Source organism: Burkholderia sp. HAN2018 (assembly GCF_024704855.1).
GTDB lineage: Bacteria > Pseudomonadota > Gammaproteobacteria > Burkholderiales > Burkholderiaceae > Burkholderia > Burkholderia cepacia.
In genome coordinates this window covers 1-21313 of record NZ_QOBB01000122.1, presented here as the reverse complement: position 1 = coordinate 21313, position 21313 = coordinate 1, and the positions used below count along the sequence as shown (strand labels likewise).

The following is a 21313-nucleotide window of genomic DNA, read 5'->3' as shown; positions in this document are numbered from 1 at the left end:
CGGCGCGGTTCGGCGGGGCGTCGCGGCAGCGCGCCGCATGGGCGGCGCGGGCGACGCCGGCGCGCGCGAACTCAGTCGGGCTGGACGATCAGTTCGCCGGAGCGGCCGGGAATTTCGCCCCACGTGACAGGGTACGATGGCAGCGAGTCGCGGTCCAGCGTCGCGTGGTAGTCGCCCATCGTCGCAAACGTGTGGCCTTGCGCGCGCCAGCCGGCGAGCAGTTGCTCGAACACGGGCGCGAGCTTCTGGCCTTCCAGTTCCGCATGCAGCGTGAACACCTGGTCGTGCGGATTGGTTTCGGTGAACTTGAGGATGTGCGCGGCGACGTTGCGCGTGTCGACGCCGTCGATGCCGAGCACTTCGTCGAGCGTCGGCAGCGTGGTCGGCATCTGCACGTGCGACAGCGTGCGGCCGTTGACGACGGGGAGGTACGGCGAATGGCCGCGGCCGTCGGATGCGTAGCGCATCCCCCATGCGTCGATCTGCTCGAACGCGGAATCGTTCATCTGCCAGCCGGCCGCCCCGTGCGTGACGGGCGGCGCGCCGAAGATCTCGATGAAGCGCGCGTGACTCTTCTGCATTTCACGCGCGGTCCAGTCGCGATCGCGCGCGCGGACGTTGTCCTGCCAGTACACGTGATCCCACGTGTGGATCCCGCATTCGAAGCCGGCCTCGTGAATCGCGCGCATGTCGGCGATCGCGCGGCGGCCGATGTCGGGGCCCGGCAGCAGCACGCCGTACATCAGCTGCTTCACGCCGTAGTGTTCGACCACCGACGTGCGCGACACCTTCTTCAGGAAGCCGGGGCGGAACACGCGCCGCAGCGCCCAGCCCGTGTGATCGGGCCCGAGGCTGAAGAGGAAGGTCGCGCGCGCACTGAAGCGGTCGAAGATGCGTGCGAGGTTCGGCACGCCTTCGCGCGTGCCGCGCAGCGTGTCGACGTCGATCTTGAGGACGATGCGAGCCAAGCGAACGTCCCGCTCAGCCTTGCTGCTCGACGAGCGCGCGCGCGTCGGCGACGTGGCCGCGATACGCTTCGAAGATGTTGCGCAGCGCGTCGTCGAACGTGGCCTGCGGTGCCCAGCCGAGCTCCTGCATCGTGTTGTCGATCTTCGGCACGCGGTTCTGCACGTCCTGGTAGCCGTTGCCGTAGTACGCGCCGGACGTCGTCTCGACGAGCTTCACCTGCTTGGCCGAATCGGCGTACTCGGGGAATTCCGCCGCCAGTTCGAGCATCTTGTGCGCGAGTTCGCGAACCGAGAAGTTGTTCTTCGGATTCCCGATGTTGTAGATCTTGCCCGACGCGACGCCGTCCTTGTTCTCGATGATCTTCATCAGCGCGCTGATGCCGTCGCCGATGTCGGTGAACGCGCGCTTCTGCGAGCCGCCGTCGACGAGGCTGATGTTCTCGCCGCGCACGATGTGGCCGAGGAACTGCGTGACGACGCGCGAGCTGCCTTCCTTCGGCGTGTAGATCGAGTCGAGGCCCGGGCCGATCCAGTTGAACGGGCGGAACAGCGTGAAGTTCAGGCCTTCCATCCCGTAGCCCCAGATCACGCGGTCCATCAGCTGCTTCGAGCACGCGTAGATCCAGCGCGGCTTGTTGATCGGGCCGTAGGTGAGGGCCGATGCATCCGGGTCGAACTGCTCGTCCGAGCACATGCCGTAGACCTCGGAGGTCGACGGGAACACGAGGTGCTTGCCGTACTTGACGGCCGAACGCACGATCGGCAGGTTCGCCTCGAAGTCGAGTTCGAACACGCGCAGCGGCTGCTGGACATAGGTGGCGGGCGTCGCGATCGCGACGAGCGGCAGGATCACGTCGCACTTCTTCACGTGATACTCGACCCACTCCTTGTTGATCGTGATGTCGCCTTCGAAGAAATGCATCCGCTCGTGGTTGACGAGGTCGCCAAGCCGATCGGTCTGCATGTCCATGCCGAACACTTCCCAATCGGTGGTTTCAAGAATGCGCTTCGACAGGTGATGGCCGATGAAGCCGTTCACACCCAGGATCAGGACTTTTTTTGCTTTCATGAATGACGGGAAGAATGAATGAACTGCGCGAATTCCGCGGGCGTCACGACGGTTTCGCTGCCGTCGCGCTGCTGCCACAGCTCGAGAATGGATAGAGCGCGGCTGTCGCCGCAGACGCCGAATAGCGCATTATCGCTTACGTGCAGGCCGGGCGGCAAATCTGCCGCGGCGGCCGCTGCCGCGCTGCCGGGCGCCGCGAGGCGCGCGCGCGCGATCACGAAACGCGTGCCGTCGACGTCCGTGAACGCGCCCGGATACGGGGGCGCGACCGCGCGCACCAGGTTGTAGACCTGCGCGGCCGGCTTCGTCCAGTCGACGCGGCCGTCTTCGGGCTTGCGCCCGCCGTAGTAGCTGCCGGTCGCGAGATCGTTCGGCAGGTGCGGCGCCTCGCCCGCGAGCAGCGCGGGCAGTACGCGCCAGAGCGTCTGCTCGGCGGCCACCGTGACCTTGTCGAACACCTGCGTGGCCGTGTCGTCCGGCAGGATCGGCACCGCGGTCTGGGCGATGATCGCGCCCGCGTCGGGCTTCGCGGCCATCTCGTGCAGCGTCGCGCCGGTTTCGGTCTCGCCGTTCAGCACGGCCCAGTTGGTCGGTACCCGACCCCGGTATTTCGGCAGCAGCGAGCCGTGCATGTTGTACGCGCCGCGCGGTGCGATCGCGAGCAGGTCCACCGGCAGCATGTGACGGTAGTAGAACGAGAAGATGAAATCGGGCTGCGCGTCGGACACCGCGCGGCGCAGCGCCGGATCGGCGGGATCGGCCGGCGTGACGACCGGGATCCCGTGCTCGGCGGCGACCGATGCGACGCTGCCGAACCAGATGTTCTCGTTCGGGTTGTCCTCGTGCGTGACGACGAGTGCGACGTCGACGCCGCGCGCGAGCAGCACCTGCAGGCAGCGCACGCCGACGTTGTGATACGCGAAGACGACTGCGCGCGGTTTCATTGCCCGGCTCCCGTGCGGTTCGCGCCGGCCGGCACCGGCGGCACGCCGTCGTGCTGCTCGAGCACGGCCTGGATCAGGTAGCGCGGCCGCGCGCGCACCTGCTGGTAGATGCGGCCGACGTACTCGCCGAGCAGGCCGAGCGCGAAGATGATCACGCCGAGCAGGAAGAACGTGATCGCGAACAGCGTGAACACGCCTTGCACTTCCGCGCCGACGATGAAGCGTCGCACGAGCAGCAGCACGAACAGCGCGGCGGAGCCGAGCGACAGGATCACGCCGATGAACGACAGCCACTGCAGCGGCACGACCGAGAAGCCCGTCACGAGGTCGAAGTTCAGCCGGATCAGGCTGTACAGCGAGTACTTCGATTCGCCGGCGAAGCGCTCCTCGTGCGCGACCTCGATTTCGGTCGGCTTCTGCGCGAACGTATAGGCAAGCGCGGGGATGAACGTGTTGACTTCGCCGCACACGTTGATCGTATCGATGATGCGGCGGCTGTACGCGCGCAGCATGCAGCCCTGGTCGGTCATCTTGATGCGCGTGATGCGCTCGCGCAGCCGGTTCATCATCTGCGACGCCTTGCGCCGCCACAGGCTGTCCTGGCGCTGCTTGCGGATCGAGCCGACGTAGTCGTAGCCCTCGCGCATCTTCGCGATCAGCTTGCCGATTTCCTCGGGCGGGTTCTGCAGGTCGGCGTCGAGCGTGATGACGATCTCGCCGCGCGATTGCGCGAAGCCGGCGAGGATCGCCATGTGCTGGCCGTAGTTGCCGTTGAGCAGCACGATGCGCGTCGTGTCGGGACGCACGTGGAACTGATCGGCGAGCATCGCGGCCGAGCGGTCGCGGCTGCCGTCGTTGATCAGGATCACTTCGTATGACGTGTCGAGTGCGTCGAGCGCCGGATACAGCCGCGCGAACAGCGCGGCGAGGCCGTCTTCCTCGTTGTACACGGGGATGATGACCGATACTTCGGGACGGCCTGCGTCCAGGTGCCCGGCGCCCGGATGCCCGGCGCGTGCTTCAAGGTGACTCATGTACGCTTAATTTCCGTATTGTTCGCAAATCTGGTTGATGGCGTCGACCACGCGACGCACATCGCCTTCCGTCATCTGCGTGAAGAGCGGCAGCGTGACGGTCGACGCGCCGTACCGTTCGGCGTGGGGGAACATGCCCTCCTTGAAGCCGCGCGCACGGTACAGCGTGAAAAGATGGATCGCCGGGTAGTGGATGCCCGTGCCGATGCCGAGTTCCTTCATCTGCGCCATGAACTCGGCGCGGGTGATCGTCAGCCGCTCGAGCGGCAGCGTGATCAGGAACATGTGCCAGTTGCCGTTCTCGAATTCGGCGACCGGCAGGCCGACGCCGAGCTTCACGGCCGCGCTGCCGTCGAATGCGGCGAAATACGCGCGTGCGAGCGCGCGGCGCTGGGCGGTGAAGCGTTCGAGGTGCGGCAGCTGGCCCAGGCCGACGCGCGCGGCGACGTCGGTCAGGTTGTACTTGCCGCCGAGCACGTCGCAGTCCATCCCGTCGAAGCCCGTGCGCGTGATGCCCTGCAGCCGGTACTTCTGCGCGAGCGTCGCTTCTTCCTCGTTGTTCAGCACGAGCGCGCCGCCTTCGATCGTCGTGAGGTTCTTGTTCGCGTGGAAGCTGAACGACACGATGTCGCCGATCGCGCCGATGCGCTTGCCGTTCCACGTCGAACCGAACGCCTGCGCGGCGTCCTCGATCACGCGCAGCTTGTGCGCGCGCGCGATCGCGTACAGGCGGTCCATGTCGACCGGCAGGCCGGACAGGAACACCGGGATGATCGCCTTCGTGCGCGGCGTGATCGCCTGCTCGAGCTTGTCGAGGTCGATGTTGCGCGTGACGGGATCGATGTCGGCGAACACGGGCGTCGCGCCCGTCTCGAGGATCACGTTGCTGGTCGAGACCCACGACGCCGGCGTCGTGATCACCTCGTCGCCGGGGCCGACGCCCGCGATGCGCAGGCCGATCTCGAGCGTGCAGGTGCCCGAGTTGAACGCGCGGACGGGACGGCCGCCGCAGTATTCGGACAGCGCCGCTTCGAATTTCTGGCTTTGCGGGCCCGTGGTGATCCAGCCCGAACGCAGCACTTCGACGACGCCCTGGATGGTTTCCTCATCGATCTCGGGGCGGGTGAACGGCAGAAACGGAGCGGTAGTCTGGCTCATGTACGCTTTGGCCTGTAATGGCGTGTAATAAAAGGGTCGGGCGATCCCGGCCGAAACCGGCATTAAACACCGGTTGGCGGAAACGCACCGTGATTTTTTGTAGGCGGACGCTTAACGCGGCGGGGCATGCTCAGCTTCGCGCGAGCACCAGCACGCCGATCAGGATGATGCCGATGCCGACGAGCCGCTGAACCGACAGCACCTCGCCGAACAGGTACCAGGCCGCGAACGCGTTGACGACGTAGCCGAGCGACAGCATCGGGTACGCGATCGACACGTCGACCCGCGACAGCCCGAGGATCCAGACCACGACGCTCAGCACGTAGCAGCCGAGGCCGCCGATGATCGGCAGCTGGGTGGCGATCTTCAGCCCGACCGGGATGATGTTCGCACGGCTGAATTCGAAGTGCCCGACGGCGTTGACGCCGGCCTTCAGCAGCAGTTGCGCAACGGCGTTGAGCATCACGCCGGTGACGATGCAGACGAGCGAAACGGGATTCATGCGATGGGCGTCCTTACGATTGCGGTTTCTCGACGATCACGCGACGGTTGTCGCGCGCAATCACGCGCATCGGCACGCCTTGCTTGACCAGGGCGTCGTACTGGCCGGGCGGCATGATCGCGAGCGCATGGGTTTCCTGCTTCCAGCGCGTGATCCATTCGTCGACGGTCGGAATCCACTTGTTCGGCTCCATCGAGATGCCGAACCCGAGCTCGTCCTGGCGCTGGACCATGATCGTCGTGTGGCCCATATAGAACGGGAACGTGTGATCGAGCATCTCGATCGAGTAGAACGGCGTGTCGGGCGGCAGTTTCGCCAGCTCGGCGCGCACCGTCGGCGCGAGCAGCGCGCCCGAGCTGTAGCGGCCGAACTCGTCGTGCCCGGTGCCGCCGATCGTGCCGAAGGCGAGCCACGCGGCGCCGAACGCGGCAAGCGCGGCGGCGACGCCCGTGCGGCGGTTCAGCCAGGCGGCCGCGAGCGTCAGCGCGGCCGCGACCGCGAGGCCCGCGTACAGCCACATCTGGAACGCGCGGTACAGCGCGTTCGGCGTGCGGGCATCGCCCTGGTACGCGAGGAAGATGATCCCGAACGCTGCGGCGACGAAGAACACGAGGTAGCCGAGCAGGTGGCGGCGGAAGCGGTCGGCGGTCATCAGCGGCAGGTACGCGCCGATGATCAGCGCGAGCGCCGGCGCGACCGGCAGCACGTACGAGATCAGCTTCGAATGCGACGCGCTGAAGAACAGGAAGATGAATGCGCTCCAGATCAGCAGCACGAGCATCGGCGAGAAGCCGTTCGGCTGGCGCGGCATCCGCAGTGCATGGCGGATGCTCTGCCACGCAACCGACAGCCACGGCAGGAAGCCGACCAGCAGCACGGGCACGAAGTAGTAGAGCGGGCCCGGACGGTTCTGTTCCGGGGTCAGGTACCGGCGGAACTGCTGGACGATGAAGAAGAAGTTGAAGAACTCGGGGTTGCGCTGCTGGACGAGCACGAACCACGGTGTGACGATCGCGAAGAAGATCACGAGGCCGCTCACCAGGTACAGGCGCTTCCAGAGCGCCCAGTCGCGCGCGATCAACGTATAGAGCACGAGCACGGCGCCGGGCAGGATCAGGCCGACGAGGCCCTTCGACAGCACCGCGAACGCCATCGCGGCCCAGCACGCCCACATCCAGCCGCGCGCCGCGGCCGGGCGCAGCCCGGGCCGTTGCGCGAGCAGCAGCGAGCACAGCGACAGCGCCATCCAGAACGCAAGGCCCATGTCGAGCGCGTTGAAGTGGCCCATCAGGTTCCAGTACGGCGACGCCGCGAGCACGACGGCGGCGAGGAAGCCCGACAGCGGGTTGAACAGGCGCGCGCCCGTGAAGCCGACCAGCAGCACGCCGGCGAAGCTCGCGAGGGCCGTGTAGAGGCGCGCCTGCCATTCGCCGATGCCGAACCACGCGAACGTGAGCGCGTTCATCCAGGTCTGCAGCGGCGGCTTCTCGAAGTACTTGTAGCCGTTGTAGCGCGGCGTGATCCAGTCGCCGGTGACGAACATCTCGCGCGCCATTTCCGCGTAGCGGCCTTCGTCGCTCGGGATCAGGTGGCGCAGCCCGAGCGGCGCGAACCAGACGATCGCGAGCGCGACGACGAGGAGGACGAGCGTGATGCGGTTGAGCGGTAGCCTCGACGGCGTATCGTTCATGGATTTTCAGCCTGTTGGTTGTTGTGACGGGCCGCCGGCGGGTTGCGCCGGGGGCGGGCGGCCTGGCCGGGCCGATCCGGGGGATCGACCCGCTGCGCCGGCCCGAGTTTTACCGCATCGGGGATTAACGTTCAATTAAGAGCGCGGCGGCGACTTTGCGGCCTTCGGCCATCAGGATGTTGTAGGTGCGGCAGGCAGCCTGGAAATCCATCGTCTCGACGCCGATCCGCTTGGCCGTGAGCGCCGCGACGAGCCGCGGGTGCGGGAAGCGCAGCCGTGCGCCGCTGCCGAAGATGACGAGTTCGGGCGTCGGGTCGAGCAGCATCGCGAAATGCTCGGGCGCGAGCGCGTCGAACGACGACACCGGCCACATCTGGACCGGCGCGCCGGGCAGCACGATGACGCTCGTTTCATGGCGTTCGAGATTGACGTCGACATAATCGGGGCCGTAGCCGGTGACGGTGTTGAGCGCGCCGCTCGTGTCCTGGTGCAGTTTCAAATCGGTATTCCGCGGTTCCGTAGGGGAATGTGTCGCAGGGCCACAGGGGCCCGGAGGGCCGGTTTCGCTTGCCCGGGCACGCGGGATGCCTGACGGCGTGGGCCCGGCGCGGCTATGGTGCATTGCGAAAGTCGGCCAAAATCCGCTAAATTATAACTTTTTGGTCGCCCCCGGGCGCCACTTGCGTCGCGCGTCGCCACAAGCCGCGCCCGACCGCCCGCTTTTCCCCAGTCTAGACAGCGCGCACAGACCGGCCGCTTTCCAGTTTTGATCCCGTCCCCCCGGCCGCAAGGCCAACCCAGGAACCGTGTCGTCGTGAAACCGATTCAGAAGTCGAACAAGCTGCTCAACGTCTGCTACGACATCCGTGGCCCGGTGCTCGAGCACGCGAAGCGCCTCGAGGAAGAAGGCCACCGCATCATCAAGCTGAACATCGGCAACCTCGCGCCGTTCGGTTTCGATGCGCCGGACGAGATCATCCAGGACATGATCCGCAACCTGCCGACGTCGTCCGGCTATTCGGATTCGAAGGGCGTGTTCTCGGCGCGCAAGGCCGTGATGCACTACACGCAGGAAAAGGGCGTCGTGGGCGTCGGCCTCGACGACATCTACATCGGCAACGGCGCGTCCGAGCTGATCGTGATGGCGACCCAGGCGCTCCTGAACGACGGCGACGAGGTGCTGCTGCCTGCGCCCGACTACCCGCTGTGGACGGCGGCGGTCAGCCTGTCGGGCGGCACGCCGGTGCATTACATCTGCGACGAGCAGAACGCGTGGATGCCCGATCTCGACGACATCCGCCGCAAGATCACGCCGAACACGAAGGCGATCGTCGTGATCAACCCGAACAACCCGACGGGCGCGCTTTATTCGGACGAATTGCTGCTCGAACTGCTCGAGATCGCGCGCCAGCACGGGCTGATCGTGTTCGCCGACGAGGTGTACGACAAGATCGTCTACGACGGCCTCGAGCATACGGCGCTGGGTTCGCTGTCGGAGGACGTGATCACCGTCACGTTCAACAGCCTGTCGAAGAGCTATCGCTCGTGCGGCTACCGCGCAGGCTGGATGGCCGTGTCGGGCCTCGGCGGCGACAACCGCCGGCGCGCGAAGGATTACCTCGAGGGGCTCGGCATCCTGTCGTCGATGCGCCTGTGTGCGAACGTGCCCGGGCAGTTCGCGATCCAGACGGCGCTCGGCGGCTACCAGAGCATCAACGAGCTGATCATGCCGAGCGGACGCCTGTACAAGCAGCGCGAACTCGCATACGACATGCTCACGTCGATCCCGGGCGTGACCTGCGTGAAGCCGCAGGCCGCGCTGTACATGTTCCCGCGCCTCGACCCGAAGCTTTATCCGATCCAGAACGACCAGCAGTTCATTCTCGACCTGTTGCTCGAGGAGCGCGTACTGCTCGTGCAGGGCACGGGCTTCAACTGGACGACGCCGGACCACTTCCGCGTGGTCTTCCTGCCGAACCTCGACGACCTGACCGATTCGATCAACCGGATCGCACGCTTCCTCGACGGCTACCGCAAGCGCCATTCGGCCTGAGCGGCAGGACCACACGGCACTCACTACTTCTTAATCATCGATCACACGCAGCATGGAACCGATCAAAGTTGGCCTGTTGGGCTTCGGCACGGTGGGCAGCGGCACCTTCACGGTGCTGGGCCGCAACCAGGAAGAAATCAAGCGACGCGCGGGGCGCGGCATCGAGGTGACGCGCATTGCGGTGCGCAACCCGGCCAAGGCGCTGGCTGCGCTCGGCGGCGATGCCGGCGCTGCGCAGATCACCGACGATTTCAACGCGGTCGTCGATGATCCGTCGATCGCGATCGTCGCCGAGATGATCGGCGGCACGGGCATCGCGCGCGACCTCGTGCTGCGCGCGATCGCGAACGGCAAGCATGTCGTGACGGCCAACAAGGCGCTGCTCGCGGTGCACGGCACCGAGATCTTCGAGGCCGCGCGCGCGAAGGGCGTGATGGTCGCGTTCGAGGCGGCCGTCGCCGGCGGCATCCCGATCATCAAGGCGCTGCGCGAAGGCCTGACCGCGAACCGCATCCAGTACATCGCGGGCATCATCAACGGCACGACCAACTACATCCTGTCGGAAATGCGCGATCGCGGGCTCGACTTCGCGACCGCGCTGAAGGCCGCGCAGGAGCTCGGCTACGCGGAAGCCGATCCGACCTTCGACATCGAAGGCGTCGACGCCGCGCACAAGGCGACGATCATGAGCGCGATCGCGTTCGGCGTGCCGGTGCAGTTCGACCGCGCATACGTCGAGGGCATCAGCAAGCTCGACGCGACCGACATCCGCTACGCGGAAGAACTCGGCTACCGGATCAAGCTGCTCGGCATCGCGCGCCGCGCCGCAAACGGCATCGAGCTGCGCGTGCACCCGACGCTGATCCCGGAAAAGCGCCTGCTCGCGAACGTCGAGGGCGCGATGAACGCGGTCGTCGTGCACGGCGACGCGGTCGGCACGACGCTGTATTACGGCAAGGGCGCGGGCGCGGAGCCGACCGCGTCGGCCGTGGTCGCGGATCTCGTCGACGTCACGCGTCTGCACACGGCGGACCCCGAGCATCGCGTGCCGCATCTCGCGTTCCAGCCGGACAGCCTGTCGAACACGCCGATCCTGCCGATCGAGGAAGTGACGAGCGGCTACTACCTGCGCCTGCGCGTCGCCGACCAGACGGGCGTGCTGGCCGACATCACGCGCATCCTCGCCGCATCGGGCATCTCGATCGACGCGCTGCTGCAGAAGGAATCGGAGCAGATCGACGGCGCGAACGGCGAGACCGACATCATCCTGATCACGCACGAGACGGTCGAGAAGAACGTCAACGCGGCGATCGCGCAGATCGAGAGCCTCTCGACGGTGGTCTCGAAGGTAACGAAGCTGCGCATGGAAGCGCTGAACTGAGGACGGAAGGCGACATGAACTACATCTCCACGCGCGGCGCCGGCATCGGCGAGCGCCACACGTTCTCCGACATCCTGCTCGGCGGCCTCGCGAAGGACGGCGGGCTGTACCTGCCGTCCGAATATCCGAAGGTATCGGCCGACGAGCTCGCGCGCTGGCGCACGCTGTCGTATGCGGATCTCGCGTTCGAGATCCTGTCGAAGTTCTGCGACGACGTGCCGGCCGACGACCTGTGCGCGATCACGCGCCGCACGTACACGGCCGACGTGTACCGCAACACGCGCCATGGCGAGAACGCGTCCGACATCACGCCGCTGAAGACGCTCGGCACCGAGAACGGTGCGGCGCTGTCGCTGCTCGAACTGTCGAACGGCCCGACGCTCGCGTTCAAGGACATGGCGATGCAACTGCTCGGCAGCCTGTTCGAGTACACGCTCGCGAAGCACGGGCAGACGCTGAACATTCTCGGCGCGACGTCCGGCGACACGGGCAGCGCGGCCGAATACGCGATGCGCGGCAAGGCCGGCGTGCGCGTGTTCATGCTGTCGCCGCACAAGAAGATGAGCGCGTTCCAGACGGCCCAGATGTTCAGCCTGCAGGATCCGAACATCTTCAACCTCGCGGTCGAAGGCGTATTCGATGACTGCCAGGACATCGTGAAGGCGGTGTCGAACGATCACGCGTTCAAGGCGCAGCAGAAGATCGGCACGGTCAACTCGATCAACTGGGCGCGTGTCGTCGCGCAGGTCGTGTACTACTTCAAGGGCTACTTCGCGGCGACGCAGTCCAACGACGAGCGCGTGTCGTTCACGGTGCCGTCGGGCAACTTCGGCAACGTCTGCGCGGGCCACATCGCGCGGATGATGGGCCTGCCGATCGCGAAGCTCGTGGTCGCGACCAACGAGAACGACGTGCTCGACGAGTTCTTCCGCACGGGCGCGTATCGCGTGCGCAGCGCCGAGAACACCTATCACACGAGCAGCCCGAGCATGGACATCTCGAAGGCATCGAACTTCGAGCGCTTCGTGTTCGACCTGCTCGGCCGCGATCCGGCGCGCGTGATGCAGCTGTTCCGCGACGTCGAGGAGAAAGGCGGCTTCGATCTCGCGGCGAGCGGCGATTTCGCACGGGTCGCCGAGTTCGGTTTCGTGTCGGGCCGCAGCAGCCACACGGACCGCATCGCGACGATCCGCGACGTGTTCTCGCGTTACGACACGATGATCGATACGCACACGGCCGACGGCGTGAAGGTCGCGCGCGAGCATCTCGACGCGGGCGTGCCGATGGTCGTGCTCGAGACCGCACAGCCGATCAAGTTCGGCGAGACGATTCGCGAGGCACTCGATCGCGAAGCCGAGCGTCCGGCCGCATTCGACGGGCTCGAGGCGCTGCCGCAGCGTTTCGAGGTCGTGAAGGCCGACGCGCAGCAGGTGAAGGACTTCATCGCCGCCCATACGGGCGCATGACGCATGGCCGGGCCGAGGGCCCGGCAGCGCAGGACGGCCGGAATGCCGATTCGTCGAACGGATCGGGGTCCCGGCCGTTTCGTTTGGCGGTGCCGCGCCGTGCAGGCGTTCGGCAACCTGCCGCGCGGCTGCCGTCAAACCGGCATCGCGCGTGAAACAAGTGCCAGACCCGCGCGTTCGCGCGAATCACAGTTTCCGCATGTCCGCCATATCGCGCGCCCGCGCGACGGCGTCGCTACAATGGCGTATTGCATCCAACGATCCCCGATTCCATCGATGTCGAACCCCAATCCCGCGGCGCCGCGCGCGCCGATGCTGTCGACCGCCGAGGCGCTCGCCGCGCTGCTCGATGCCGCGAAGCCGTTGCCCGGCGTCGAAACCGTCGCCACGCTCGATGCGCTCGGCCGCGTGCTGGCGGCCGACGTGAGCTCGCCGCTCGACGTGCCGCCGATGCATACGAGCGCGATGGACGGCTATGCGGTGCGCGTCGCCGACCTGCTGCATGGCGAGCGGCGTTTGCTGGTGTCGCAGCGCATTCCGGCCGGCCATCCGGCCGCGCCGCTCGCAGCCGGCACGGCCGCGCGGATCTTCACCGGCGCGACGGTGCCGCCCGGCGCCGACGCTGTCGTGATGCAGGAGCAGGCGTCGGCCGACGGCGATGCGGTCGAGATCCTGCACACGCCGAAGGCCGGCGAATGGATCACCGCGCAGGGCGCGGATATCCGGCAGGGCTCGGTGATCCTGCCGGCCGGCACGCGGCTCACGCCGCAGGCGCTCGGTCTTGCCGCATCGGTCGGCTGCGCGCAGTTGCCGGTCGCGCGGCGGATTCGCGTCGCGGTGTTCTTCACCGGCGACGAACTGACGATGCCGGGCGAGCCGCTGAAGCCCGGCGCGATCTACAACTCGAACCGCTTCACGCTGCGCGGGCTGCTGGAGCGGCTCGGCTGCCACGTGACCGACTACGGGATCGTGCCCGATTCGCTCGCCGCGACGCGCGACACGCTGCGCGCGGCCGCGCGCGATCACGACGTGATCCTGACGAGCGGCGGCGTGTCGGTCGGCGACGAGGATCACGTGAAGCCGGCCGTCGAGGCCGAAGGGCGGCTCGCGCTGTGGCAGATCGCGATGAAGCCCGGCAAGCCGCTTGCCTACGGCGCGGTGCGCCGTGGCGACGATCGCCCCGATGCGCACTTCATCGGGCTGCCCGGCAACCCGGTATCGAGTTTCGTCACGTTCCTGCTGTTCGTGCGGCCGTTCCTGCTGCGCCTGTCCGGCGTGCGCGACGTCGCGCCGCGCGCGCTGTCGCTGCGCGCCGACTTCTCGCAAGGCAAGGGCGACCGCCGCAACGAATTCCTGCGTGCCCGCGTGAACGCGGCCGGCGGCCTCGACCTGTTCCCGAACCAGAGTTCGGCGGTGCTGACGTCGACGGTGTGGGGCGACGGCCTGATCGACAATCCGCCGCAGCACGCGATCAGCGCCGGCGAGACCGTGCGTTTCATTCCGTTTTCCGAACTGCTGTCGTAACGCGACGGCTTCCCGAACCATGAAGATTCAGCTGAAATTTTTTGCAAGCGTACGCGAGGCACTGGGTGTTGCCGACGAGCAGGCCGACGTGCCGGACAGCGTCACGACCGTGGGCGACGTGCGCGCATGGCTGCGCGTGCGCGGCGGGGCATGGGCCGAGACGCTCGCGGAAGGGCGCGCGCTGCGCATGGCGTGCAATCACGAGATGACCGATCCCGATACGCGGCTCACCGAAGGCTGCGAAGTGGCGTTCTTTCCGCCGGTGACGGGCGGTTGAGGCATCGGCGATGGCAACGGTACGAATCCAGACCGACGACTTCGACCTGAACGCCGAGGTCGCGGCATTGCGAGCGCGCAACCCGAAGATCGGCGCGGTCGCGTGCTTCGTCGGCACGGTGCGCGATCTGAACGAAGGTGATGCGGTTGCCGCGATGGAACTCGAGCACTATCCGGGGATGACCGAGAAGGCGCTCGAGAAGATTGCGGCCGAGGCCGGCCGGCGCTGGCCGGGCATCGACGTCGCGATCGTGCATCGCGTTGGCAGGCTCCTGCCGCTCGACCAGATCGTGATGGTCGCCACGGTTGCGTCGCACCGCGGCGACGCGTTCGCGTCGTGCGAGTTCGTGATGGACTACCTGAAGACCGAAGCGCCGTTCTGGAAGAAGGAAACCACGCCGGACGGCGAGCGCTGGGTCGACGCGCGCAGCACCGACGATGCCGCGCTCGCGCGCTGGGGGATCGAATCGGGCAATACGCGGCGCTGAGCGCGGCGTCGGCATCGTGCGGCAAGGCGCCGCATGCGCGCAAGCGCCGCGCGTGACGGCAACCCGTGATGGCAATCCGTTACGCGTCCGGATCGGTGCTGCGCCCGATGATCTTCGTCGGAAACGGCTCGCCGCGGGCACGCGACGGCAACGCGTGCGGATCGTCGCCCCCGTCGTCCCCGCCGCGGCGGCGCGGTGCGATCGCGTCGAGCAGCGCCTGCTGCTCGGGCGGAATCCGGTAATCCCAGCCGAAGCGGCTCAGTTGCAGGCTCTGTGCGATCCTCAGGGCCGGCTCCATGAAGCGGATCGCCGCGGGCGGTGCGTAGCGCGCCTCGACGGTCTTCAGGAACAGCGACAGCCAGCGGCTGAAATGGGCAGGCTCGATCCCGTCGAGCGGCTGGTGCGCCTGCTGTACGTTGCCGCGATAGCCCTTGGTGCCGAGCACGAGGCTCGACCAGAACGTGACCATCTTCGGCAGGTGGTCGTCCCAGCGGCCGGCCAGCTTTGCGTCGAACACGGGCCCGAGCAGCGGATCGGTGCGCACGCGGTCGTAGAACGCGTAGACGAGATCGCGGATGTTCTCTTCGGTCGGCTCGGCGTCGCGAGGGCGGGCCGGTGCGGTATCGGGCGAGGTGGGCAGGACGGTCATGGCAAAAAGGGGGCCGGGAGAGACAGACAACGACGGGGCGGCGGCGCGGGCATCGTGCAGGACGCCGGTCGGATTTTGACGCAAAATAGCGACCAACGACCCCTGAAAAACGTGTAGATGTCACGCATCTTATTGCGCGCGCGCCCTCCCGACAACCCGGGGCCGCGGAACAGGGCTGTCGACCGGCCCCGTGCGCATCCCGATCGGCCCGGCTCACGTAATTGGGACACGATCGATCTCTTCCGTATTCACCCATGAGACTCACCGACTACACCGACTATTCGCTGCGCGTGATGCTTTACCTTGCCGTGCGCGGCGAGGGACTCGCGACGATCCAGGAGATCTCGGACGCCTACGGCATCTCGAAGAACCATCTGATGAAAGTCGTGCAGCAGCTCGGCGAGCTGGGGTGGGTCGACACCGTTCGCGGCCGCAATGGCGGGCTGAGGCTGTTCCCCGAATCGCTGCAACTGACCGTCGGTGAGGTCGTGCGCGCAACCGAGAGCGATTTCGCGCTGGTCGGCTGCTTTGCGGCCGAAGGTGAATCGCGCGGCTGCGTGATCGAGCCGCAGTGTCGCCTGAAGGGCGTGCTGGCGGCCGCGCGCGATGCGTTCTTCGCCGAACTCGACCGCCACACGCTCGGTGAACTGGTCGAACCCGCTGCGCCGCTCATGGCGCTGCTCGGCATTCGCCCGGTCGTGCGCGTGCATCCCGCCGCGCCGTTGCCGGAAGACGCGCCCGTGTCCGTCGAGCCGCCGTCGACGGCCGGCTGATACGCGAGCGCCGCGCTCCGCGGCCCGGCAGCGGCCCGTCCCGGGGCCGCTTCGAGGATATCCATCGATTTTTGCGCTGAATCAACCCAAATTTCGCTTGAAAGCCGCATAACCATCCTTATCTTGGTGTTAATCGAAAATTGGAGGTCTCGACAAAATGAGAATCGACAAGCTCACCACCAAGTTCCAGGAAGCACTCGCTGACGCGCAAAGCCTTGCGGCTGGCCGCGACAATCAATACATCGAACCCGTTCACGTGCTAGCCGCGCTGGTCGCGCAGCAGGACGGTTCCGCCCGCTCGCTGATGTCGCGCGCGGGTGTTCACATCCAGGCGCTGCAAGGCGCGCTGAACGAAGCAATCTCGCGCCTGCCGCAAGTGACGGGTACGGGCGGCGACATCCAGATCGGCCGCGAACTGGCCGGGCTGCTGAACCAGGCCGACAAGGAAGCGCAGAAGCTCAACGACACGTTCATCGCGAGCGAGATGTTCCTGCTCGCCGTGTCCGACGACAAGGGCGAAGCCGGCAAGCTCGCGCGCCAGCACGGCCTCACGCGCAAGTCGCTCGAAGCCGCGATCGCCGCGGTGCGCGGCGGCTCGCAGGTGCACAGCCAGGATGCGGAAAGCCAGCGCGAGGCGCTGAAGAAGTACACGGTCGACCTGACCGAGCGCGCCCGTGCGGGCAAGCTCGATCCGGTGATCGGCCGCGACGACGAAATCCGCCGTTCGATCCAGATCCTGCAGCGTCGCACCAAGAACAACCCGGTGCTGATCGGCGAGCCGGGCGTCGGCAAGACCGCGATCGTCGAAGGGCTCGCGCAGCGGATCGTCAACGGCGAAGTGCCCGAGACGCTGAAGGGCAAGCGCGTGCTGTCGCTCGACATGGCCGCGCTGCTCGCGGGCGCGAAGTATCGCGGTGAATTCGAGGAGCGCCTGAAGGCGGTGCTCAACGACATCGCGAAGGACGAAGGCCAGACGATCGTCTTCATCGACGAAATCCACACGATGGTCGGCGCGGGCAAGGCCGAAGGCGCGATGGATGCGGGCAACATGCTGAAGCCCGCGCTGTCGCGCGGCGAGCTGCACTGCATCGGCGCGACCACGCTCGACGAATACCGCAAGTACATCGAGAAGGATGCCGCGCTCGAGCGCCGCTTCCAGAAGGTGCTCGTCGACGAGCCGAGCGTCGAGGCGACGATCGCGATCCTGCGCGGGCTGCAGGAGAAGTACGAACTGCACCACGGCGTCGACATCACCGATCCGGCGATCGTCGCAGCGGCCGAACTGTCGCACCGCTACATCACCGATCGTTTCCTGCCCGACAAGGCAATCGACCTGATCGACGAAGCCGCTTCGAAGATCAAGATGGAAATCGATTCGAAGCCCGAAGAGATGGACAAGCTCGACCGCCGGCTGATCCAGCTGAAGATCGAGCGCGAAGCCGTGAAGAAGGAGCAGGACGAAGCGTCGCAGAAGCGCCTGCAACTGATCGAGGAAGAGATCGAGCGCCTCGGCCGCGAATATGCGGACCTCGAGGAGATCTGGACCGCCGAGAAGGCCGCGGTGCAGGGCAGCGCGCAGTTGAAGGAAGAGATCGAGAAGGTGCGCGCGGACATCGCGCGGCTGCAGCGCGACGGCAAGCTGGAGAAGGTCGCCGAACTGCAGTACGGCAAGCTGCCGCAGCTCGAGGCGCAGCTGAAGCAGGTCACGCAGGCCGAAGAGCAGGAGCAGCACAACCCGACGCGGCCGCGCCTGCTGCGCACGCAGGTCGGCGCCGAGGAAATCGCGGAAGTCGTGTCGCGTTCGACCGGGATTCCGGTGTCGCGGATGATGCAGGGCGAACGCGAGAAGCTGCTGCACATCGAGGAAAAGCTGCACGAGCGCGTGGTCGGCCAGCATGAGGCGATCGGCGCGGTGGCCGACGCGATCCGCCGTTCGCGCGCGGGTCTCGCCGATCCGAACCGTCCGTACGGCTCGTTCCTGTTCCTCGGTCCGACGGGTGTCGGCAAGACCGAACTGTGCAAGGCGCTGGCGTCGTTCCTGTTCGATTCGGAAGAGCACCTGATCCGCATCGACATGAGCGAGTTCATGGAGAAGCACAGCGTCGCGCGGCTGATCGGCGCGCCGCCGGGCTATGTCGGTTACGAGGAAGGCGGCTACCTGACGGAAGCCGTGCGCCGCAAGCCGTACAGCGTGATCCTGCTCGACGAGATCGAGAAGGCGCATCCGGACGTGTTCAACGTGCTGCTGCAAGTGCTCGACGACGGCCGCATGACGGACGGGCAGGGGCGCACGGTCGACTTCAAGAACACGGTGATCGTGATGACGTCGAACCTCGGCTCGCAGGTGATCCAGGCGATGACGGGGGCGCCGCAGGAAGAGATCAAGGACGCGGTGTGGCTCGAGGTGAAGCAGCATTTCCGCCCCGAGTTCCTGAACCGGATCGACGACGTCGTCGTGTTCCATGCGCTCGACCGCAGCAACATCGAGTCGATCGCGAAGATCCAGCTCGCCCGCCTGCACGACCGGCTCGCGAAGCTCGACATGGCGCTCGACGTGTCGCCGGCGGCGCTCGAACAGATCGGCAAGGTTGGCTACGATCCGCTGTTCGGTGCGCGGCCGCTGAAGCGCGCGATCCAGCAGGAGATCGAGAACCCGGTCGCGAAGCTCATCCTCGCGGGCCGTTTCGGTCCGAAGGACGTGATTCCGGTCGACGTCAACGACGGCAAGTTCGTGTTCGACCGCGTCGTTCACTGATCGCCTGCCATCGGCTGCCCGCCCGGTTCGCGCCGGGCGCGCAAAAACAAACACCCCGCCTCGGCGGGGTGTTTGCTTATGGGGCGGCCGAAACCGCCGCCGGGGCTGTCAGCCGGCGTGGTGCGGGCTCAGCCCTGCTTGTTGCCGCCGAACATGCCGGCAAGTTGCGTGAGCGCGCCGAGCACGTTCGACGTATCGATCTGGCCGCCTGCCGGCACTTCGCCGTTCGGCGTCGCGCCGTTGACGACGTGCGGCAGCACCTGCGCGAGGATCGACGAAGCCTGCGACGGATCGATGCCGACCTTGCTCGCGAGCGAGCCGACGACGTCGGAGCCGAGCACGTTCTGCAGCGTGTCTGCCGAGATCGGCTGGTTTTCGCCGTTGCCGACCCACGAGCCGATGATGTCGCCGGCGCCGCCCGCCTTGAACTTCTCGATCAGGCCGTTCAGGCCGCCCGGCTGGTTGTTGATGAATTCGAGCGCGGTCGTGATCAGCGCGCTTTGCGAGTTGCCGCCGGCCTGGCCGCCGAGCAGACCGCCAACGATGTCGAGGAGACCCATGGTGCTTCACCTTTACTGAAAAGGGCGTCGTGACGACGACGCCCGTTGAACGAATGCCGCGCGCACGCCGTCGCGCGCGCGGCGCACATCAGGCGCCCGACGCCGCGGCGGCGGAGGCTGCCTTGTCCTTCTTGCTTTTCTTCTTCGAACCCTTCGTCGCCTTGGCTGACGACGCCGCGGCCGGTGCGCTCGCACCCGCGTCGGCGGATGCCGCTGCGGCCGCGGCGGCCTTTTCCTTCTTCGACGCGCGCTTGGCCTTGGCCGGTTTCGCCGCCGTGTCCGGCGCGCTTGCCGCCGGTGCCGGCGCAGTGGCCGTCGTACCGGCCGTCGTGGTCGTGGACGTCGACGCGGTGCCTGCCGACGTCGTTGCCGACGGGGTCGCCGGTGTCGTCGCGGCCGGCTTCGACAGTTTCACGCCCTTCGGCGGCGTCGACGAGCCGCCGATCGTCAGGCCGTTTTCCTCGAGATGGCCGACCGACTTCGTGCCGAGGCCCTTTACGCGGTTCGCGAGATCGTCCGCGTCCTTGAACGGGCCGTTCTTGGTGCGTTCGTCGATGATCGCTTTCGACTTCACGGGCCCGAGACCCTTCACGGATTCGAGCGCGGCCTGGTCGGCCGTGTTGACTTCGACGGCCGCGGCAAGGCCTGCGGCGAGTGACAGCGACAGCGCGACGAACAGCATCAGCAGCTTTTTCAGCATGGCAAAGGCTCCCTGGTTCTGATTCTGACGGATGAATGGCTGTTGCAACGGACGGCGGGCGAGACTTGGCCGGGCGTCGCCGTTAAGCATAGGACAAATGCGTGCCCTTTTTAAGACAGGCTGACCGAATCTTGCTGAAGGCTTGCGGCGCTGTAAAGACCGAAACCCGCGCCGGGCAGCGGTTTTGACCATTCTTTACGGTGTCGCGGGGTGTCGTGGGTCGTCGTCGCGCTGGCCGTTCGAAAGCGCTTGACTTAGAGTTGACTCTAACTCCTAACCTTGTTCCTGCCATGTCGAAAACCGTATCCAAGCCTTCCGCCACCGGTCCGTTGACGATCGGGCAAGTCGCCGTGCTGACCGGCTTGTCGACACATACGCTGCGGTACTACGAGCAGGCTGGCCTGCTGCGTGCGATTTCGCGCACGGCGGCCGGGCACCGGCTCTATGCGCCGGCCGACCTTGACTGGCTGGCCTTCGTGATGCGCCTGAAGGCGACCGGCATGCCGATCGCACAGATGCAGGAATTCGCGGCGCTGCGCGCGCAGGGCGAGCCGACCTTCGGTGAGCGGCGCCGCCTGCTGATCACGCATCGCGACGCGGTGCGCGCGCATCTCGCGGAGCTGCAGGCGAGCCTCGACGTGATCAGCGACAAGATCGCGTACTACGAGGCACAGGAGCGCGATGCGGCACGACGGGCAAAACCCTCTCACTCCCCATCGGAACAGGACGGACACCATGGAACGACTCGTTGAAGACCGCTACACGCGCGGCTGGAACAAACTGAAGGAAATCGACGGGGAGGCGGGCGAACGCGTGATCGCGGCGCTCGCGCCGATCGCCCCGGACTTCGCACGGCTGCTGGTCGAGTTCGGCTTCGGTGACATCTACAGCCGGCCGCAACTCGACCTGAAGGCGCGCGAGATTGCGACGATCTCGGCGCTGGCCGCGCTCGGCAACGCGCAGCCGCAGCTGAAGGTGCATATCGAGGCCGCGCTGAACGTGGGCTGCACGCGCGACGAGATCGTCGAGGTGTTCATGCAGATGTCCGTGTACGCGGGTTTCCCGGCCGCGCTCAACGCGCTGTTCGCGGCGCGCGAGGTGTTCGCGCGGCTCGACGAAGCGGCCGGAGAGACAAGCGACGCGAACGACGCGGTCGGGCAGCTCGCGTGACGGGGGTGACGGGGCACGGCGTCGGCGCCCGCACGTCACGCGCGGTGCGGCGCGACGATCCGGTGCTTCGCGATGCGCCGGTACAACGTCGCGCGCGAGATGCCGAGCGCCTGCGCGGCGGCGTCGGGCCGCCAGCGGTGCGCGGTGAGCGCG

At 66.8% G+C, this 21313-nt stretch carries 22 protein-coding genes; 10 read left to right on the top strand and 12 right to left on the bottom strand.

Annotation, left to right across the window (positions count from 1 at the left end; translation table 11 throughout):
• Nucleotides 1-71: 71 nt before the first annotated feature.
• The 8 genes from DPV74_RS25845 to DPV74_RS25810 form a co-directional block, all read right to left on the bottom strand.
• Entirely contained in the window at nucleotides 72-968 is an 897-nt protein-coding gene (locus DPV74_RS25845) for a polysaccharide deacetylase family protein (RefSeq protein WP_119338219.1), read from the bottom strand.
• Nucleotides 969-981: 13 nt separating this feature from the next.
• Nucleotides 982-2037, bottom strand: coding sequence for a bifunctional UDP-4-keto-pentose/UDP-xylose synthase (locus tag DPV74_RS25840; protein WP_006482864.1), 1056 nt, complete (start codon nucleotides 2035-2037; stop codon nucleotides 982-984).
• Nucleotides 2034-2981, bottom strand: a complete 948-nt coding sequence (locus DPV74_RS25835; RefSeq protein WP_027787197.1) for a formyltransferase — start codon at nucleotides 2979-2981, stop codon at nucleotides 2034-2036. Before DPV74_RS25835 ends, DPV74_RS25840 begins: the two co-directional genes overlap by 4 nt.
• Entirely contained in the window at nucleotides 2978-4015 is a 1038-nt protein-coding gene (locus DPV74_RS25830) for a glycosyltransferase (protein ID WP_119338218.1), read from the bottom strand. The genes DPV74_RS25835 and DPV74_RS25830 overlap by 4 nt, the downstream gene beginning before the upstream one ends.
• Before the next feature lie 6 nt (nucleotides 4016-4021).
• Complete coding sequence (locus tag DPV74_RS25825) at nucleotides 4022-5173, bottom strand: DegT/DnrJ/EryC1/StrS aminotransferase family protein (RefSeq protein WP_119338217.1); 1152 nt, start codon at nucleotides 5171-5173, stop codon at nucleotides 4022-4024.
• Nucleotides 5174-5303: 130 nt separating this feature from the next.
• Nucleotides 5304-5675 carry an EamA family transporter gene (locus DPV74_RS25820; RefSeq protein WP_027787200.1) on the bottom strand — a complete coding sequence of 124 codons (372 nt, stop codon included), beginning with the start codon at nucleotides 5673-5675 and terminating at the stop codon, nucleotides 5304-5306.
• A gap of 13 nt (nucleotides 5676-5688) precedes the next feature.
• Nucleotides 5689-7365: a glycosyltransferase family 39 protein gene (locus DPV74_RS25815; RefSeq protein WP_060084265.1), complete on the bottom strand. Its 1677-nt coding sequence runs from the start codon at nucleotides 7363-7365 to the stop codon at nucleotides 5689-5691.
• Between the two features lie 124 nt (nucleotides 7366-7489).
• Nucleotides 7490-7864, bottom strand: coding sequence for an Mth938-like domain-containing protein (locus tag DPV74_RS25810; RefSeq protein WP_027787202.1), 375 nt, complete (start codon nucleotides 7862-7864; stop codon nucleotides 7490-7492).
• A gap of 315 nt (nucleotides 7865-8179) precedes the next feature.
• On the opposite strand from DPV74_RS25810, the gene DPV74_RS25805 reads away from it, so the two are divergent.
• From DPV74_RS25805 to DPV74_RS25780, 6 genes are all read left to right on the top strand, one after another.
• Entirely contained in the window at nucleotides 8180-9418 is a 1239-nt protein-coding gene (locus tag DPV74_RS25805; protein WP_027787203.1) for a pyridoxal phosphate-dependent aminotransferase, read from the top strand.
• 52 nt (nucleotides 9419-9470) lie between these two features.
• Nucleotides 9471-10799: a homoserine dehydrogenase gene (locus DPV74_RS25800; protein WP_021156505.1), complete on the top strand. Its 1329-nt coding sequence runs from the start codon at nucleotides 9471-9473 to the stop codon at nucleotides 10797-10799.
• A gap of 14 nt (nucleotides 10800-10813) precedes the next feature.
• A complete protein-coding gene (thrC, locus tag DPV74_RS25795; RefSeq protein WP_119338216.1) occupies nucleotides 10814-12265 on the top strand; it encodes a threonine synthase in 1452 nt (483 codons plus the stop codon).
• Nucleotides 12266-12541: 276 nt separating this feature from the next.
• Nucleotides 12542-13789, top strand: coding sequence for a gephyrin-like molybdotransferase Glp (gene glp, locus DPV74_RS25790; RefSeq protein WP_119338215.1), 1248 nt, complete (start codon nucleotides 12542-12544; stop codon nucleotides 13787-13789).
• A 19-nt stretch (nucleotides 13790-13808) separates the two neighbouring features.
• Nucleotides 13809-14066, top strand: coding sequence for a molybdopterin converting factor subunit 1 (gene moaD, locus DPV74_RS25785; protein ID WP_011352296.1), 258 nt, complete (start codon nucleotides 13809-13811; stop codon nucleotides 14064-14066).
• A 10-nt stretch (nucleotides 14067-14076) separates the two neighbouring features.
• On the top strand, nucleotides 14077-14553 hold the full coding sequence (locus tag DPV74_RS25780; protein ID WP_021156501.1) for a molybdenum cofactor biosynthesis protein MoaE: 477 nt from the start codon (nucleotides 14077-14079) through the stop codon (nucleotides 14551-14553).
• A gap of 79 nt (nucleotides 14554-14632) precedes the next feature.
• Here the strand turns inward: DPV74_RS25780 and DPV74_RS25775 are convergent, their stop codons facing one another.
• Nucleotides 14633-15202, bottom strand: a complete 570-nt coding sequence (locus DPV74_RS25775; protein WP_119338214.1) for a group III truncated hemoglobin — start codon at nucleotides 15200-15202, stop codon at nucleotides 14633-14635.
• A 254-nt stretch (nucleotides 15203-15456) separates the two neighbouring features.
• On the opposite strand from DPV74_RS25775, the gene DPV74_RS25770 reads away from it, so the two are divergent.
• Together DPV74_RS25770 and clpB are read left to right on the top strand one after the other, a co-directional pair.
• Nucleotides 15457-15975 (top strand): Rrf2 family transcriptional regulator, encoded by a 519-nt coding sequence (locus tag DPV74_RS25770; protein ID WP_027787208.1) that lies wholly within the window; start codon nucleotides 15457-15459, stop codon nucleotides 15973-15975.
• A 157-nt stretch (nucleotides 15976-16132) separates the two neighbouring features.
• Nucleotides 16133-18730, top strand: a complete 2598-nt coding sequence (gene clpB / locus DPV74_RS25765) for an ATP-dependent chaperone ClpB (protein WP_027787209.1) — start codon at nucleotides 16133-16135, stop codon at nucleotides 18728-18730.
• Nucleotides 18731-18858: 128 nt separating this feature from the next.
• Here clpB and DPV74_RS25760 read toward each other — a convergent pair whose 3' ends face one another.
• Together DPV74_RS25760 and DPV74_RS25755 are read right to left on the bottom strand one after the other, a co-directional pair.
• On the bottom strand, nucleotides 18859-19290 hold the full coding sequence (locus DPV74_RS25760) for a YidB family protein (protein ID WP_027787210.1): 432 nt from the start codon (nucleotides 19288-19290) through the stop codon (nucleotides 18859-18861).
• Between the two features lie 88 nt (nucleotides 19291-19378).
• The gene (locus tag DPV74_RS25755) at nucleotides 19379-19990 is read right to left on the bottom strand and encodes a helix-hairpin-helix domain-containing protein (RefSeq protein WP_027787211.1); all 612 of its coding nucleotides are present in this window, start codon (nucleotides 19988-19990) and stop codon (nucleotides 19379-19381) included.
• 290 nt (nucleotides 19991-20280) lie between these two features.
• Here DPV74_RS25755 and DPV74_RS25750 point away from each other — a divergent pair, with 290 nt between their 5' ends.
• Together DPV74_RS25750 and DPV74_RS25745 are read left to right on the top strand one after the other, a co-directional pair.
• Nucleotides 20281-20742, top strand: coding sequence for a MerR family transcriptional regulator (locus DPV74_RS25750; protein WP_119338213.1), 462 nt, complete (start codon nucleotides 20281-20283; stop codon nucleotides 20740-20742).
• A complete protein-coding gene (locus DPV74_RS25745; protein WP_027787213.1) occupies nucleotides 20726-21160 on the top strand; it encodes a carboxymuconolactone decarboxylase family protein in 435 nt (144 codons plus the stop codon). The genes DPV74_RS25750 and DPV74_RS25745 overlap by 17 nt, the downstream gene beginning before the upstream one ends.
• A 35-nt stretch (nucleotides 21161-21195) precedes the next feature.
• Here DPV74_RS25745 and DPV74_RS25740 read toward each other — a convergent pair.
• A partial coding sequence (locus tag DPV74_RS25740) for a helix-turn-helix domain-containing protein (protein WP_162923139.1) occupies nucleotides 21196-21313 on the bottom strand: 118 nt, incomplete at its 5' end.